The sequence below is a fragment of the Nocardiopsis sp. CNT312 genome (assembly GCF_000515115.1).
GTDB lineage: Bacteria > Actinomycetota > Actinomycetes > Streptosporangiales > Streptosporangiaceae > Nocardiopsis.
Genome location: NZ_KI911537.1, coordinates 31,674 through 44,642 on the forward strand (window position 1 = coordinate 31,674; position 12,969 = coordinate 44,642).

The following is a 12,969-nucleotide window of genomic DNA, read 5'->3' on the forward strand; positions in this document are numbered from 1 at the left end:
CCTGCCTCCCCACGGAGGCCGTGGGACGGCAGGGGTCGGGGTTCGTCCCACGGCGCGACCGAGCGCCGGAGCTCCCCCCACCCCCGGCCGCCGCGAAATCCGGGAGCCGCGCCGCACGCGTGCGTTGAGGCCGGTCCGGGAGGCCTTCTAGACTCACCCCGTGCCGCGAACCCTGATCATCACCAACGACTTCCCTCCCAAGGCCGGGGGCATCGAGTCCTTCGTGCACGCAATGGCCCTGCGCCGACCCGAGGGTTCGGTGATGGTGTACTGCTCCTCGCCGTCACCGCGTGAGGCCGCCGCCGACCCGGACTTCGACCTGCGTCAGCCCTTCCCCGTCGTACGCGACGCGGCGCGCGTGCTGCTGCCCACTCGGCGCGTGGCCGCCCGGGCCCGCACCATCGCCGAGCTGGAGGGGTGCGACTCGGTGCTCTACGGCGCCGCCGCACCGCTGGGGCTGCTCGCGCCCGGCCTGAGGGAGGTGGTGCGGCGGCAGGTGGCCATCAGCCACGGGCACGAGGCCTGGTGGGCGGCGCTGCCCGGTTCCCGGCAGGCACTGCGCCGGATCGGCGACTCCGTGGACACCGTCACCCACCTGGGCGACTACACGCAGCGCCGCCTGGCCCGAGCGCTCTCCCCCGAGGCCGCAGCCCGGATGCGCAGGCTCGCCCCGGGGGTGGACACCGACCTCTTCCGTCCCGGCTGCGGCGGAAGCGAGGTGCGGCGGCGGCTTGGCCTGGAGGGGCGCCCCGTGGTGGTGTGCGTGTCCCGTCTGGTGCCCCGCAAGGGGCAGGACACGCTGATCCGGGCCTGGCCGCGCGTCCTGGCTGAGGTACCCGACGCCGCCCTGCTCGTCGTCGGCGACGGCCCACACCGCGCGAGGCTGCGGGCGGCAGCGCGCGGCATGGACTCGGTGGTCTTCACCGGCTCCGTGCGCCACGACCGCCTGCCGCCCTACCTCGACGCCGGGGACGTCTTCGCCATGCCCTGCCGCACCCGCAGGGGCGGCCTGGAGGTGGAGGGACTGGGCATCGTCTACCTGGAGGCCTCGGCCGTGGGACTGCCCGTGGTGGCGGGCGACTCGGGAGGGGCCCCGGACACGGTCGCCGACGGCGAGACGGGGTACGTGGTCGACGGTTCGATGCCGGGCCCCGCCGCGCGGGCGATCCTGCGTCTCCTGCGCGACCCGGAACACGCCGCGAAGATGGGCGCACGCGGCCGTGAGCGTGTCGCCCGGGAGTGGACCTGGGAGAGCGCGGCAGAGCGCCTGGACGCGCTCCTGGCCGCCCCCTGAGGCCTCCCGGTACAGGACCCCGGACACGGGGAAGGCCCCGGCGTCCGGACCGCTCCCGTGGACACGGGAGGCGTCCGGACGCCGGGGCCGCAACGCTCGGGCGGGGCGCCCTCTAGTGCTGGAACTCCTTGCGGTAGTACTCGAAGACCCAGCCGATGGCGGTGAGGGTCACGGCCAGGGCACCGATGAACACCATCCACCAGCCGATCGCCACGCCCACCGCCATGAAGGCGACCGCCAGGGCCACGAACATCGGCCACCAACTGTGCGGGCTGAAGAAGCCGTACTCGCCCTCGTTGTCGTCGATCTCGCCGTCCAGGCGGTCCTCCGGCGGCAGGCCGTGGAAGTGCTCACTGCGGCGGGCGGCCTGCCAGAGCCAGAAGCCCATCATCCACCCGAAGCCGATCGCGACGATGAGCGCCGTGGAGCCGGCCCACTCGATACCGCCGGTGTCCTGGTAGGACCAGTACATGTACAGCAGGGCGGCCAGACCGAAGAAGGTCGAAACGCCCATGAACAGATAGGCCTGCATCTTCACGTGGTGTCCGCCCTATTCCTTCGTGGCGACCGCCGGGACGGCGCCCGGGGCCGCGGCGTGCGGGTGGTTGAGGTCGAAGGCCGGACGCTCGGACCGGATCCGCGGCAGCGACGTGAAGTTGTGCCGCGGCGGCGGGCAGGAGGTCGCCCACTCCAGGGAGCAGCCGTAGCCCCACGGGTCGTCCACGGTGACCTTCGGCGCCCTCTTCGCCGTGACGTACACGTTCCAGAAGAACAGCAGCGTGGACGCGGCGAGCACGAACGAGGAGATCGAGGAGAACTGGTTGAGCCCCGTGAAGCCGTCGCCCGGCAGGTAGTCGGCGTAGCGGCGGGGGAAGCCCATGGCGCCCAGCCAGTGCTGCACCAGGAACGTGCCGTGGAAGCCCAGGAACAGCAGCCAGAAGTGGATCTTGCCCAGCCGCTCGTCGAGCATCCGCCCGGTGAACTTGGGCCACCAGAAGTAGAAGCCCGCGAACATCGCGAACACCACGGTGCCGAACACCACGTAGTGGAAGTGGGCCACCACGAAGTAGGAGTCGGTGACGTGGAAGTCGATGGGCGGGGAGGCCAGCAGGACGCCGGTGAGGCCGCCGAAGAGGAAGGTCACCATGAAGCCGATGGTGAACAGCATCGGGGTCTCGAAGCTGAGCTGGCCCCGCCACATCGTGCCGATCCAGTTGAAGAACTTCACACCGGTGGGCACCGCGATGAGGAACGTCATGAACGAGAAGAACGGCAGCAGCACCGCGCCGGTCGGGAACATGTGGTGCGCCCACACGGTCACGGACAGGCCGGCGATGGCGATCGTGGCGCCCACGAGGCTCTTGTAGCCGAAGATCGGCTTGCGGCTGAACACCGGCAGGATCTCCGTCGCGATACCGAAGAACGGCAGCGCGATGATGTACACCTCGGGGTGGCCGAAGAACCAGAACAGGTGCTGCCAGAGGATGGCGCCGCCGTGCGCCGGGTCGAACACGTGGGTGCCGACCATGCGGTCGGCGCCCAGCGCGATGAGCGCGGCGGTCAGGACCGGGAACGCGATGAGGACCAGCAGGCTGGTGAGCATCGTGTTCCAGCAGAAGATCGGCATGCGGAACATCGTCATACCGGGGGCGCGCATGCACAGGCCGGTGGTGATGAAGTTGACCGCGCCGAGGATGGTGCCCAGACCGGACACGGCCAGGCCCATGATCCACAGGTCACCGCCCAGACCCGGGGAGCGGACCGCGTCCGACAGCGGGGTGTAGGCGAACCAGCCGAAGCTGGCCGCGCCACCCGGGGTGAGGAACCCGCTGACGGCGATGAGGCTGCCGAACAGGAAGAGGTAGTAGCCGAACAGGTTGATCCTGGGGAAGGCCACGTCGGGGGCGCCGATCTGCAGCGGCATGATGATGTTGGAGAACCCGACGAACAGCGGGGTCGCGAACATCAGCAGCATGATCGTGCCGTGCATGGTGAACATCTGGTTGAACTGCTCGTTGGACAGGACCTGCATGCCCGGGTAGAACAGCTCGGCCCGCATGAGCAGGGCCAGGACGCCACCGAAGAGGAAGAAGGCGAACGAGGTGATCAGGTACATGTACCCGATCACCTTGTGGTCGGTCGACGTCAGCCAGTTGACGATGATCGACCCTTTGCGCGTCGGGGCCTGGGCACCGGCGCGGGGTTCACTGGTCGTCGTGGTCATTACGCGTCATTCTCCTCGGCTCGGGCCTCTTCGGAGGCCGCGGCCTCCTGTTCCTGGGCCCACGCCTCGTACTCGTCCTGGGGGAGGACCTCGACGTTGAAGAGCATGCGGGTGTGGTCCACACCGCACAGCTCGGCGCATCGGCCGACGTACTCGCCGGCGGTGCCCTCGTCGATCCGCACCTGGAAGGCGTTGTCCCGCCCGGGGACGACGTCCATCTTGAACGCGAACGCCGGGACCCAGAACGAGTGGATGACGTCGGGCGAGTGGAGGTCGAAGTGGACGACCGAGTCCTCGGGGAGGACGAGGGTGGCCTGGGTGGAGCGGTCGGCGGTGCCGTCCGGGTTGGGGATGCCGACCTCGGAGTGGAGCACCTCGCCGCCGTCGTCCTCGGCGGCGTCCATGTAGTTGAACTGCCAGGCCCATTGGAAGGCCACAACCTGGACATGGACATCCGCCGGCTCCTCGGTGTCGAGGAGGTACGCCTGGTCGCGGGCGGTGAAGTAGAAGAGCACCGAGATGACGACGATCGGCAGGATGGTGTAGAGCGCTTCGATAGGCATGTTGTACCGCACCTGGGGCGGCAACTGCTCAGAGCGCTTGCGGTGGAAGATGATCGACCAGATCATCAGCCCCCATACGAGAATGCCGACCGCGAAAGCCGCCACCCAGGAGCCCTGCCAGAGCGAGAGAACCCGCTCGGCCTGCTCGGTGATCGGCGCCGGCATGCCCAAACGAGTGAGCTCGTTCGACGCGCAGCCGGTCGCGGCCAGCCCCAGCACGGCGAGCGCGGCGCCGCGTGGTGCCCATCGGCGCGCAGTGGAGCGCCGATTGTCTTGGCGGGTCGGACTCACGGATTGCCTTCCCAGCGGTGTAGCCCGCGGATCGCCCGCGGGCGGCCTAAGTATCCAAAGCTTGTCAGGGGGAAACATTATCGCGAACCTTCCGACGTCCCGTTCAGGGGCAGACCTGGTCAGCGTGTTGCCAGACGGCCCGGATCCGAACGCGGGGCGCCCGCGTAGAGCCGGGCCTGTCCACCCGCGCGGAGGGAGGACCTCCCGGCTGGCGACGAGGCGCGGCCCGGCGTTCCCCCGGGCTCCCGACCGCGATGCGCGGGCCGTTCCAGCAGGGGAACGTTCCGGTATTACGGTCGGGACCAAGGCGAGCGTATCGCTGGGTTTACCGCGCCCTTAACCGGGTTCGACTTAACGGCCGTCCCAGGTCAAGATTGGGCTACGGGAGAACCTCCCGACGAGGACCGCGCCACGGGGAGTGACCGTGCCCGAATACCAGGACCGTCGGCCTCTGGTGACCGTCGAGGCCGTGGGACGCAAGTGCCCGATACCGATCCTCATGCTCGCCCAGCGCCTGCACGAGGTCCCCATCGGATCGGTCATCGCGGTCACGGCCGACGATCCGGCCGCCAGGTCGGACATCCCCGCATGGTGCCGGATGAAGATGCACGAGTTCGTCGTGGAGGAGCCCCTGGGCCGGGGCAGTGCGTACCATATCCGCCGCAAGTACTGACGCGGTGCGGCGGCGGGGTCCGGACGCGGCGCGGGGCCGCGCGGACCTCTCGGTCCGTGCGGCCCCGCGGCACACCCGGGCTCTCCGGGCCGTGCGGCCCGGCGGTTCCTAGCGGGCGTAGAACTCGACGACGAGCTGCTCGTCGAACGGAACCGGGATCTGCTCGCGCTTGGGGCGGTCGACGACCGCCACACGCAGGTCCTGGTGGCTGACGGCGAGGTGGCCGGCGATCTTGTCGTCGGCGTGGACGCCCTCGGCGGCCTCGACGAACGGGACCATCTGGCGGGACTTCTCCCGCACGCTGACGATCTGGCCCGGCTTGACCTGGTACGACGGGATGTCGACCTTCTTGCCGTCCACGGTGATGTGGCCGTGGTTGATGAACTGGCGGGCGGCGTAGATGGACGCGGCCAGACCGGCGCGCAGGACCACCGTGGCCAGGCGCATCTCCAGCTCGGCGAGCATCTCCTCACCGGTGCGGCCGGAGCGCTTCTTGGAGTTCTCGTAGACGCGCAGAAGCTGCTTCTCGGTCAGGTCGTAGTACCAGCGCACCTTCTGCTTCTCCGCCTGGCGGACGGCGAAGTCGCTGCTGTTGCGGCGCACACGGCGGCCGTGCTCACCGGGCGGGTACGGACGCTTCTCGAAGTAGCTGACCGCCTTACGGGTCAGCGGGGTACCGGCGCGCCGGGACAACCGCACCTTCGGTCCGGTGTAGCGCATGCGTAGTCCTTTCTGGATGCATCAGGGAATCCCAGGTAAGGCTGGCCTAGATCTGGGAGGCGCTCAGGGCGCCCGAGTCCCACGGCCCCGTGGGAGGGGCGGGTGGAAGCGGGTTCCCCACCGCCGCGGCGACCCTGCGCGGACGGCTCGGGCTCGGTCACCGGCACGCGTTTCAGCGCACCGGGCGGCACGGGGCTCCCCGTGCTGGTCGGCGGTGCCGACCGATTCGGGCAGCGGCCCGACCCTCGGGGGCCGGGTCGTGCGGGTCGCGACCACCCACTCTACGACGTCCCGGGCACTGCCCGGGCCAGGAGCGCCCGTGCCCTCACACGAACGGCGCGATCTCCCGCGCGGCCTCGGCGCCGTAGGAGCGCTCCAGCCGGTCGAGCAGGGACTCGGCGGTCATCCGGTACTCCTGCGGACCGTCCGCCTCCAGGCAGTGCACCGCCGTGGCGTTGCCCACCTGGGCGGCGCGCTCCAGCGGCAGGCCCCAGGAGTGCGCGGCCAGGAACCCGGCGCGGAACGCGTCACCCACGCCCGTGGGGTCGACGGGGTCGCCGACGACGACGGCGGCGGGGACGTGGACGGCCGGCTCGCCGACGCGGTCGATCCGCACACCCTTGGCACCCAGGGTGGTGATCCGGGTGCCCACCCGATCCAAGACCTCCGCCTCGGACCAGCCGGTCTTCTGCTCGGCGAGGGCCTTCTCGTAGTCGTTGCAGAACAACAGGTCGGCACCCTCGATCAGGCCGCGGACCCGAGGGCCCTCCATCCGGGCGAGCTGCTGGGAGGGGTCGGCGGCGAAGGGGGTGCCCAGGGTGCGGCACTCCTCGCTGTGGCGGACCATCGCGTCCGGGTCGTCCGCGCCGATGAGGACCAGGTCCAGTCCGCCGAGGCGGTCGGCAATCGGCTTCAACTCGATGTTGCGCGCCTCGGCCATGGCCCCCGCGTAGAAGGAGGCGATCTGGTTCTGGTCGAGGTCGGTGGTGCAGATGAAGCGGGCGGTGTGGCGCAGTTCGGAGATGCGCACAGCCGAGGTGTCGACACCGTGGCGGTCGAGCCAGGCGCGGTACTCCTCGAAGTCGGCTCCGGCTGCACCGACCAGGACGGGGCCAAGGCCGAGCACCCCCATGCCGAAGCAGATGTTGGCGGCCACGCCGCCGCGCCGGACGTCCAGTTCGTCGATCAGGAACGAGAGGGACAGGCGCTGGATCTGGTCCGGGATGATCTGTTCGGCAAACCGGCCCTGGAAGGTCATCAGGTGGTCGGTGGCGATGGATCCGGCAACCGCGATACGCACGGGACGAGGGCTCCTTGCTCGGGACGCTTGGGTCGGGTCCAGCGCGGGCTCGGAAGGGAACGCGGCCCGGGCCGGACCGCCCCAGGGTATCGGGGCCGCACCGTCCCTCGGCTGGAGACCGGCCGGACGCGGCGGAGGGGAGGGCGGTGGTGTCCGCCCTCCCCTCCGAGGTGCCGTCGCCGATGCGTCGGGGCCGCCGACGCCCCTAGTTGAAGGAGTCGCCGCAGGCGCAGGAGCCGGTGGCGTTGGGGTTGTCGATGGTGAAGCCCTGCTTCTCGATGGTGTCGACGAAGTCGATGGTGGCGCCCACGAGGTAGGGGGAGCTCATCCGGTCGGTGACGACCTCCACCCCGCCGAAGTCGGAGACCACGTCGCCGTCGAGGTCGCGCTCGTCGAAGTAGAGCTGGTAGCGCAGGCCCGAGCAGCCGCCGGGCTGGACGGCGACGCGCAGCCGCAGGTCGTCCCGCCCCTCCTGCTCCAGGAGGGCCCGGACCTTCGCGGACGCCTCGTCGGTGAGGATGATCCCCTCGGTGACCTCGCTCTGAACCGTCATGTTGTCAAGCTCCTCTAGAAAGGGGTAGCGGCTGCCCGGCCACCCCGGGCGGGTGGCGGGACGGACTCCGTCGCGGGGTCCGCTCCTTCTCAACGTGTGTCAACGTCCGGGGCCGGTACCGCATTCCGCCGTGCGGCCTCTGTGTTCTCCCTGCGGGTGCGGCCTTTCCGCCAAGGCGGCGGCCACCGGTCCGCACGAGCCGTTCGTGCCTTCCCAGCGTAGTGTCGCCGGGCCCGGGACGCCATCTCGACCTTCCGTCACGCGGTGCCCTTCAGCCCCGGGGCGCCGTAGACGGGGAACCAGCGGGACCGGTCCCGCTCCAGCGGCAGGTCCGAGCCGATCGCCGCCTCTACCCGCAGTTCGAGCGCGGTGTCGCGCCGGTCCGTGCCCACCGGGGCGAAGGGGTAGAAGGTGCCGCGCTTGTAGAGGTAGACCAGTGCGACGGTGCGTCCCTCGGCGTCGGCGAACCCGACAAGGGAGCACAGCAGAGAGGGCCCGTAGCCCGCCGACTCCAGGGTGGAGTTGACGGCGTGCAGGTCGGTGACCAGGCCGGTGATCCCGGATTCGGCCTCCCCCGCGGCGCGCACCACCAGCCAGGTGTAGCCGTAGTCGTCGAAGACCTGTTCCACGGGCGGCCCCTGGTCGGCGTCGAGCAGCGCGGTGATGTCGCGTTGCAGGTCGGCGAAGGCGGCGCCCTCGCCCGCACGGAAGGCCACCGAGCCGGTGCCCGTGGGGCCGAACCCGGCCGTGGCCCGCAGGGTGACGGCCGCCGGTGGCAGGCCGAACAGGGCGTCCAGGTCGGGCCGGGCCGGTTCAGAACGGCCCAGGAGCGTGTTCCACAGGCTCTTCAACAAAGCGTCATCCCTCTCGGTCCGGTCAGGAGCCCTGGCCCAACTGGCGGGAGATCTCCGACAACTGGGCCAAGCGCTGGTCCACCGGCGGGTGGGTGGCGACCAGTCGACTCACGTTGAACCCCTTGCGCGAGAACGCGGGGGCGAAGAAGAAGGCGTTGAAGGGCTCGGCCTGGCGCAGGTCGCGCGTGGGGACTCGCGCCATGTCGCCGGTGATCTTGATGAGGGCGCTGCCGAGCGTGGAGGGGCGGCCGGTGAGATAGGCCGCGGCGCGGTCGGCGGACAGTTCGCGGTAGCGGGACAGGGCGCGGGTGAGCAGGAAGCTCAGGACCCAGGCGACGACGCTGACCAGTACGACCAGGAGAGCGACGACGGCCGGGGCCGGGCCGCCGTTGTCGCTGCGGCCTCCGGCCATCCCGCCGAAGGCGGCGAACCGCAGTCCGGCCTGGGTGAGGAAGCCCGCGACGATGCCGAGGAAGCCGGCGACGGTCATGACCGCCACGTCGCGGTGCGCGACGTGGGACAGTTCGTGCGCCAGGACGGCCTCCAGCTCCGGGCCGTCCAGGCGCCGCAGCAGGCCGGTCGTGACGCAGACCACGGCGGCCTTCTCGCTGCGCCCGGTGGCGAAGGCGTTGGGCACGTCGGTGTCGGCGATGCCCACGCGGGGCTTGGCCATGTCGGCCAGGGCGCACAGGCGGTCGATCGTGCCGTGCAGCTCGGGTGCCTGGACGGGTGACACCTCACGGGCACCCATGGAGAACAGGGCGATCCGGTCGGAGGTGAAGTAGGACAGCAGGGCGAAGCCGCCCACGAGGGCCAGGACCAGCACGATGTTCATGCCGACCACGACCAGCGCGACCACGAACACGACGTAGACGAGGGCGAGCAGCCCCATGGTGGTGACCATGCGGACGGTGAGCCCGCGGTCCGGTCTGAACTTCGAACCCGCCACGGCGGCACCTCCCCTCCCCTGCCTGAAAGTCTAGTTCGCGCAGGTCGGAATGGGTCAACCAACACCTCGGCCGCCGCGATCGCGTTCAGATCGCGGCAGCCGGGGGTCGAGCGCGCACACGGGGACACGGGTGCCCCGGGCCCGGGCCGGGCCCGGTTAGCCGGGGATGAGGCCGTCGTCCTGGAGCATGTCCCGGACCTCTTCCATGGTGGCGTCGGCCGGGGGAAGGATGAACTGGGACGGTTCGAGGGCGTCGGCGGCCAGCGGGCTGCCGTGCTCGCGCACCTTGGCCAGCAGGTCGTGCAGCGCCTGGCGGAACGCGTCCTCGTCGCCGGACTCGATCGCCCCCTCCAGCGCGGAGTCGAAGGAGTTCAGCAGGTCGAGGTCGGCGTCGGTGAGGTCGAGCTGGCCCTCACCCATAATCCGGACGATCATGAGCCCTCCTTGGTGTTGCCGCCCTCGATCTGCCGGGTGGTGGAGGCGTCCCCCTGGCCCAGCTCCGACTTCATCCGCTCCAGCTCGGCGTCGACGCCGGTGGTGCTGGCCATGCGGTCGAGCTCGGCCTGGATGTCGTCCCTGGACTCGCCGGTGACGTCGTCCAGGGCTCCGGAGGCGAGGAGTTCGTCGACGGCGCCCGCGCGGGCCTGCATCTGCGCGGTCTTGTCCTCGGCGCGCTGGACCGCCATGCCGACGTCGCCCATCTCCTCGGAGATGCCGGAGAAGGCCTCCCCGATCTGCGACTGGGCCTGGGCGGCGGTGTAGTTGGCCTTGATGGTCTCCTTGCGCGTGCGGAAGGCGTCCACCTTGGCCTGGAGGCGCTGGGCCGCCGTCGTGAGCTTCTGCTCCTCGTTCTGGAGGTTGGCGTGCTGCTCGCGCAGGCCGGTGATCTGGCTGTCGAGGCCGGAGCGGCGCGTGAGGGCCTCGCGGGCGAGGTCCTCACGGCCCTGCTCCAGTGCGGCACGGCCCTGGTTCTGAAGCTTGTCGGACTGCTGCTCGAGCTGTTGGATCTGGAGCTCGACGCGCTTGCGGGAGGTGGCGACGTCCGCCACACCGCGGCGCACCTTCTGCAGCAGCTCAAGCTGCTTCTGGTACGAGTAGTCGAGGGTCTCCCGAGGGTCCTCGACCGAGTCCATGGCCTTGTTGGCCTTGGACTTGAAGATCATGGAAAGTCGCTGAAACACGCTCATCCGCGTGGCCGTCCCCTTCTCGGTGCGTATATCGGCTGTTCCCAGAGGGCGCTTCGCCCAACCCTACGCGGTCTGGCCCACGGTCGCCATAAAGCCGTGACCGGCTACCCTGAGGGTGTGTTCCGACGTCGCTCCACTTCCGCAGCCCCGGATTCGTCCTCTTCCGAATCCGCCAGCCACGAGTCCGCTGAGGCCACCCAACCTAAGGGATACACGCCCAAGAAGGGCGTCCCGACCCCGAAGCGCAGGGAGTCCGAACCAGACCTGCGCAGGCCGCACAAGGTGCCCGAGAACCGCAAGGAGGCCTACCGGGCCTACCGCGAGCGCCTGGAGCGCCAAGGCGGGAAGGGCGGCCGGGGGGCCACGGCCCGCCGCATGCCCGGTGTCCCGCAGGGCGAGGAGAAGTACTTCCGCCAAGCCGATCTGGGGGAGGCGCGCGCCTACGCGCGCGACTTCGTCGACTCCCGTCGCAGCGCCAGTGAGTTCTTCCTTCCCTTCTCGATCCTCATCGTTGTCCTGTTGTTCGTCGAGATGCCGCTCTTCCAGATCGGTGTGGCCTACGTCCTGTGGCCGCTGATGATGGTGACGATCCTCGTCGAGGGGTTCTTCGTGGGGCGCACGGTCAAGCGGCGCGCTGCCGCGTACTTCCCCGACGACCCCATGGTCAGGGGGGTAGGCATGTACGCGGCCATGCGCCAGCTCCAGTTCCGCCGCTTGCGCCTGCCCAAGCCCCGGATCAAGGTCCGCGAGGACCCCACGCCGCACGGCGCGCGCTGAGGCGGCCCGACCCCGAACGCGAGCAGGGCCGGTGCACCGCACCGGCCCTTCGCCGTGCCGGTGGCGCCCCACCTGTTGGGAGCGTTCCCACACGCCGGTGTCCCAGCCGCGCCCGACGGGCCGCACCCGGTTACAGTGCTGCCCATGGACTTTCGGCACCTTGGCAGCACCGGCCTGATCATCAGCGAGATCGCCTACGGCAACTGGCTCACCCACGGCTCCCAGGTCGAGGAGGAGACCGCCCTGGCCTGCGTCCGCGCCGCGCTGGACGCGGGCATCACCACGTTCGACACCGCCGACGTCTACGCCCAGGGCAGGGCGGAGGAGGTCCTGGGGCGAGCGCTCAAGGGCGAGCGCCGCGACGGATTGGAGATCTTCTCCAAGGTCTTCTGGCCCATGGGCGAGGGCAGGAACGACAAGGGCCTGTCGCGCAAGCACATCATCAGGGGCGTGGAGGACTCCCTGCGCCGCCTGGGCACCGACTACCTGGACCTCTACCAGGCGCACCGGTTCGACTACACGACCCCGCTGGAGGAGACCATGCGGGCCTTCGAGGACCTCGTCCGCCAGGGCAAGGTCCTCTACGTCGGGGTGTCCGAGTGGCGCGCCGAGGAGATTGAGCGCGCGCTCAGGATCGCCGACGAGATGGGCTTCGACCGCATCGTCTCCAACCAGCCGCAGTACAACATGCTGTGGCGGGTCATCGAGTCCGAGGTGGTACCCCTGTGCGAACGTGAGGGGCTCGGCCAGATCGTCTGGTCGCCCATCGCCGGCGGCGTGCTCAGCGGCAAGTACAAGCCGGGCCGGGAGGCCCCGGCCGGGTCACGGGCGGCCGATCCCAAGCACGGCCACTTCGTCGCCGGGCTGACCGGGGACGAGGCACTGCTGGAGAAGGTCCAGCGGCTGGAGCCGCTGGCCGCCGAGGCGGGGCTGTCGCTGCCGCAGCTCGCCGTGGCCTGGGTCCTGCAGAACAGCAACGTGTCCGCGGCCATCATCGGCGCCTCCCGCCCCGAACAGGTGGAGGACAACGTCCAGGCGGCCGGGGTGAAGCTGGAGGCCGACCTGCTCGCCCGCATCGACGGCGTGCTGGGCGAGAGCGTCAAGCGCGACCCAGCCCTGACCGTGAGCCCGGAGAACGTCCGCGGCCGGTAAGTGCGCCGGCCCTCCCGGCCGCGCGCCGGGAGGGCCGCGAGGTCACTGGACGGCTTCCAGGCTCATCTCGTAGACCTCGCGGTCTCCGTCCAGCAGGACGACCCGGCCCACACCGCCGTCGCTGAGCGTGCGCCAGTGCTCCCCCAGCCAGCTCTCCGCGTCGCCGCGCGAGGGGAACTGCTCCGAGGACGGCTCACCCTGTGCCGGAGCCCCTCCGTCGGCCGTGAGGTATCGCCAGGTCCACGCCATGTCCGACCGCCCTTCGTCGCGAATGTCACAGTGCCGGTCACCGCTTCGCGGTTTCGAGCTTAACGAAGGTTCGGCCTCCGATGCTGTTTACTGCTCGCGTGCGTATCCGATTCCTGGGCACGGCGGGCCAGGCCGGCTGGCCGGCCCCGCAGTGCACCTGCTCGTCCTGCAACCTGGCGCAGG

Annotated in this window: 15 protein-coding genes; 4 read left to right on the forward strand and 11 right to left on the reverse strand. The window is 70.3% G+C overall.

The window, feature by feature from the left end:
* The first annotated feature begins 160 nt into the window (after nt 1-160).
* Entirely contained in the window at nt 161-1,294 is a 1,134-nt protein-coding gene (locus B042_RS0118970; RefSeq protein WP_028649664.1) for a glycosyltransferase family 4 protein, read from the forward strand.
* A 112-nt stretch (nt 1,295-1,406) separates the two neighbouring features.
* Here B042_RS0118970 and B042_RS0118975 read toward each other — a convergent pair whose 3' ends face one another.
* From B042_RS0118975 to coxB, 3 genes are read right to left on the reverse strand one after another with little or no spacing between them, the layout of a single operon-like run.
* On the reverse strand, nt 1,407-1,832 hold the full coding sequence (locus B042_RS0118975; RefSeq protein WP_028649665.1) for a cytochrome c oxidase subunit 4: 426 nt from the start codon (nt 1,830-1,832) through the stop codon (nt 1,407-1,409).
* Between the two features lie 12 nt (nt 1,833-1,844).
* Nucleotides 1,845-3,518, reverse strand: coding sequence for a cytochrome c oxidase subunit I (ctaD, locus tag B042_RS0118980; RefSeq protein ID WP_028649666.1), 1,674 nt, complete (start codon nt 3,516-3,518; stop codon nt 1,845-1,847).
* A complete protein-coding gene (coxB, locus tag B042_RS23865) occupies nt 3,518-4,246 on the reverse strand; it encodes a cytochrome c oxidase subunit II (protein WP_051415794.1) in 729 nt (242 codons plus the stop codon). Before coxB ends, ctaD begins: the two co-directional genes overlap by 1 nt.
* A gap of 550 nt (nt 4,247-4,796) precedes the next feature.
* Here coxB and B042_RS0118990 point away from each other — a divergent pair.
* Nucleotides 4,797-5,045 carry a sulfurtransferase TusA family protein gene (locus B042_RS0118990; protein WP_028649667.1) on the forward strand — a complete coding sequence of 83 codons (249 nt, stop codon included), beginning with the start codon at nt 4,797-4,799 and terminating at the stop codon, nt 5,043-5,045.
* A 108-nt stretch (nt 5,046-5,153) separates the two neighbouring features.
* On the opposite strand, the gene rpsD is transcribed toward B042_RS0118990, so the two are convergent.
* The 7 genes from rpsD to B042_RS0119025 all read right to left on the reverse strand — a co-directional run bounded on the left by rpsD (nt 5,154) and on the right by B042_RS0119025 (nt 10,608).
* Complete coding sequence (gene rpsD / locus B042_RS0118995) at nt 5,154-5,765, reverse strand: 30S ribosomal protein S4 (protein ID WP_028649668.1); 612 nt, start codon at nt 5,763-5,765, stop codon at nt 5,154-5,156.
* Nucleotides 5,766-6,090: 325 nt separating this feature from the next.
* Nucleotides 6,091-7,065 (reverse strand): carbohydrate kinase family protein, encoded by a 975-nt coding sequence (locus B042_RS0119000; protein ID WP_028649669.1) that lies wholly within the window; start codon nt 7,063-7,065, stop codon nt 6,091-6,093.
* Between the two features lie 205 nt (nt 7,066-7,270).
* Nucleotides 7,271-7,618, reverse strand: coding sequence for an iron-sulfur cluster assembly accessory protein (locus tag B042_RS0119005; protein ID WP_028649670.1), 348 nt, complete (start codon nt 7,616-7,618; stop codon nt 7,271-7,273).
* A 257-nt stretch (nt 7,619-7,875) separates the two neighbouring features.
* Complete coding sequence (locus B042_RS0119010) at nt 7,876-8,469, reverse strand: hypothetical protein (protein WP_028649671.1); 594 nt, start codon at nt 8,467-8,469, stop codon at nt 7,876-7,878.
* A gap of 25 nt (nt 8,470-8,494) precedes the next feature.
* The gene (gene htpX / locus B042_RS0119015) at nt 8,495-9,421 is read right to left on the reverse strand and encodes a zinc metalloprotease HtpX (RefSeq protein ID WP_028649672.1); all 927 of its coding nucleotides are present in this window, start codon (nt 9,419-9,421) and stop codon (nt 8,495-8,497) included.
* 156 nt (nt 9,422-9,577) lie between these two features.
* The gene (locus B042_RS0119020) at nt 9,578-9,856 is read right to left on the reverse strand and encodes a hypothetical protein (protein WP_028649673.1); all 279 of its coding nucleotides are present in this window, start codon (nt 9,854-9,856) and stop codon (nt 9,578-9,580) included.
* Nucleotides 9,853-10,608, reverse strand: coding sequence for a PspA/IM30 family protein (locus B042_RS0119025; RefSeq protein ID WP_036555623.1), 756 nt, complete (start codon nt 10,606-10,608; stop codon nt 9,853-9,855). Before B042_RS0119025 ends, B042_RS0119020 begins: the two co-directional genes overlap by 4 nt.
* Nucleotides 10,609-10,725: 117 nt before the next feature.
* Here B042_RS0119025 and B042_RS0119030 point away from each other — a divergent pair, with 117 nt between their 5' ends.
* Nucleotides 10,726-11,385 (forward strand): DUF3043 domain-containing protein, encoded by a 660-nt coding sequence (locus B042_RS0119030; protein WP_231494147.1) that lies wholly within the window; start codon nt 10,726-10,728, stop codon nt 11,383-11,385.
* Nucleotides 11,386-11,529: 144 nt separating this feature from the next.
* A complete protein-coding gene (locus B042_RS0119035; protein ID WP_028649676.1) occupies nt 11,530-12,537 on the forward strand; it encodes an aldo/keto reductase family protein in 1,008 nt (335 codons plus the stop codon).
* Nucleotides 12,538-12,579: 42 nt separating this feature from the next.
* Here B042_RS0119035 and B042_RS0119040 read toward each other — a convergent pair whose 3' ends face one another.
* Nucleotides 12,580-12,786, reverse strand: a complete 207-nt coding sequence (locus B042_RS0119040; protein WP_028649677.1) for a hypothetical protein — start codon at nt 12,784-12,786, stop codon at nt 12,580-12,582.
* Between the last annotated feature and the right edge of the window lie 183 nt (nt 12,787-12,969).